Origin of the sequence: Flavobacterium sp. (genome assembly GCF_040382755.1) — a bacterium.
Classification (GTDB): Bacteria; Bacteroidota; Bacteroidia; order Flavobacteriales; family Flavobacteriaceae; genus Flavobacterium.
Window position 1 is genome coordinate 1 of the sequence record NZ_JBEIET010000187.1, and the last position, 2,856, is coordinate 2,856.

General features: G+C 32.6%; 4 protein-coding genes. All 4 read left to right on the top strand.

All coding sequences use genetic code 11. The annotated features are described in order from the left end of the window. Window positions 1–234 (top strand): UvrB/UvrC motif-containing protein (locus tag ABWO04_RS10915; RefSeq protein ID WP_353079725.1); only part of this gene is annotated, 234 nt, incomplete at its 5' end. A gap of 22 nt (window positions 235–256) precedes the next feature. After that, window positions 257–1,573: a nucleoside permease gene (locus tag ABWO04_RS10920; protein WP_353079726.1), complete on the top strand. Its 1,317-nt coding sequence runs from the start codon at window positions 257–259 to the stop codon at window positions 1,571–1,573. Between the two features lie 60 nt (window positions 1,574–1,633). Continuing rightward, window positions 1,634–2,008, top strand: a complete 375-nt coding sequence (locus tag ABWO04_RS10925; RefSeq protein ID WP_353079727.1) for a four helix bundle protein — start codon at window positions 1,634–1,636, stop codon at window positions 2,006–2,008. A 30-nt stretch (window positions 2,009–2,038) separates the two neighbouring features. Continuing rightward, the coding region (locus tag ABWO04_RS10930; RefSeq protein WP_353079728.1) for a thymidylate synthase at window positions 2,039–2,856 on the top strand (818 nt) is incomplete at its 3' end.

A 2,856-nucleotide genomic window follows, 5' to 3' on the forward strand; every position in this document is an offset into this window, starting at 1 on the left:
ATATTAGATAAAGCTGGAATTTTCTTAAATAAAAACAAACAAGAATTGCATTCAGACGAAGAAATAGATGACGACGATATACTTTCTGAACCTGAAGTATATGGCGAAGAAGAACCGCAAAACATATATTCAAAATTTTCCATTCAAGAGTTGCATAATTTATTAGAAGAAGCTATTCAAAATGAAGATTACGAAAAAGCAGCCCTAATAAAAGCAGAAATCGATAGAAAATAATCACCAATCAAAATACTACAAAATGAACATAAAATTAAAATTAACTATTGTAAGTTTTTTACAATTATTTGTATGGGGTGCCTGGTTAACTACTTTGGCAAGTTATGGATTTGGCTTTAAACAATGGTCTGGTGCCGAGTTTGGTATTGTATTTTCAACATTAGGAATCGGCTCTATTATTATGCCACCTATATCTGGAATTATCGCAGATAAATATTTAAATTTAGAAAAATTATACGGAATTCATCATATATTATATGGTATCATTTTACTTTTTTTACCTGCCATTGATAGCCCATCTACTTTCTTTTGGGTATTACTAATAGGAATGCTGTTTTATATGCCAACGTTGTCGTTGTCAAACTCGCTTTCTTACGCGGTTCTTAAAAAATTTAATTTTAATGTTATTAAAGATTATCCGCCCATTCGAGTATGGGGAACTATCGGTTTTATTGCAGCTATGTGGTGTACTAATCTTTTTAGTAATGTAAATCCGCCTTTTTCTTTTGGGATTGGAGTAGGAAAAGCCATTGCTTCTATAACCAATATGCCTGTAGAATGCAATCAGTTTTATATGGCGTCTTTTTTCGCAATTGTATTGGGAATTTTTTCTTTCACTTTGCCAAAAATTGAACCAATAAAAGATGAAAGTAAAAACAAAACAGTCTCTCAAATTTTTGGTTTAGATGCTTTTAAATTGTTTAAAGAATCTAAAATGGCTATGTTTTTTATCTTTAGTATGTTTTTAGGTGCCGCTTTACAATTAACCAATATGTATGGCGAAACCTATATTAAAGATTTTGAAAACGTACCAAAATATGCAGAAACTTTTGTAGTAAAATCGGCAAATATTGTGTTGTCTATTTCTCAAATTTCTGAAACCATATTTATTTTAGCCATTCCGTTTTTCTTACGACGATATGGAATCAAAAAAGTAATGCTTTTCAGTTTAATTGCTTGGGTATTGCGTTTCGGATTTTTCGCTTATGGCGATCCAATTGGCAGTTTATGGATGATAATTATGTCGAATATCGTGTACGGATTGGCGTTTGATTTCTTCAATATTTCAGGTTCACTTTTCGTAGAAACCACAACCGATTCTAAAATTCGTTCCTCTGCGCAAGGATTATTTATGATGATGACCAACGGTTTCGGAGCGATTTTAGGAAGTTTAGGAAGTGGATTTTTAATTGACACTTATTTTACAACTGCAAACGGAAAAGACTGGCATAACATTTGGCTAACATTTGCAGTTTATGCTTTAATAATTACTGTAGCATTTGCGGTTTTATTTAAGCACGAACACAATCCAAAAGACGTAGAGGCTTTTAATCATTAATTGGGTAAAAGGTTAAGGGTTTTTGGTAAAAGGTTTTAAAAGATAATTTTTTATTTCAGAATGAGAAATTTTAGAGAATTAGATATTTGGAAAGAGGGTAGATTGCTTGTGGCTGCTACTTATATGATTATGAGGCAAATGCCAGACGATGAAAAGTTTGGATTGACTTCACAAATAAAACGTTCTGTAATATCTATTCCATCTAATATAGCTGAAGGATGTGCTAAAAGTTCAGATAAAGATTTATGCAGATTTTTAGAAATTAGCTTAGGTTCTTGTTTTGAATTAGAAACCCAATTAATGTTATGTTCAGATATAAATTATTTAGATGAAAATATAGTTTCAAAACAAATTGAATCCATTCAAATACTTGAAAAAAGAATAGCCTCTTTTTTATCTTATTTAAGAAATAAACCGAATACTAAAAACCCTTAACCCTATACCCAACACCTTAAACCCATATAAATGAAACAATATCACGATTTAGTAAAACACGTTTTAGCGAACGGAACTCAAAAAGGCGACCGAACAGGCACCGGAACATTGAGTGTTTTTGGTTACCAAATGCGATTTGATTTAAGTGAAGGTTTTCCGATGGTAACTACTAAAAAGTTACATTTAAAATCGATTATTCACGAATTGCTTTGGTTTTTAAAAGGCGAAACCAATATTGCGTATTTACAAGAAAATGGCGTAAAAATTTGGGATGCTTGGGCAGATGAAAATGGCAATTTAGGACCTGTGTATGGGCACCAATGGAGAAATTGGAACAGCGAAGAAATTGATCAAATTACCGAATTAATTGAAACCTTAAAAACAAATCCGAATAGCCGTAGAATGTTAATTTCAGCTTGGAATCCTTCTGTTTTACCTGATACTACCGTTTCTTTTTCAGAAAATGTGGCGAATGGAAAAGCAGCTTTACCACCTTGTCACGCGTTTTTTCAGTTTTATGTTTCTGATGGGAAATTATCGTGTCAGTTGTACCAACGTAGTGCTGATATTTTCTTAGGTGTACCGTTTAATATTGCTTCGTATGCCTTATTTACGATGATGGTAGCACAAGTTTGCGGATTAGAAGCGGGTGAGTTTATACACACTTTTGGAGATGCACATATTTATAACAATCATATAGAACAAGTGAATTTACAATTGAGTCGTGAACCAAGAAAATTACCAAAAATGAAATTGAACCCAACTGTAACCAACATTTTCGATTTCACTTTTGACGATTTCACGTTGGAAGGCTACGACCCACACGAGCATATTAAAGGAGCGGTTTC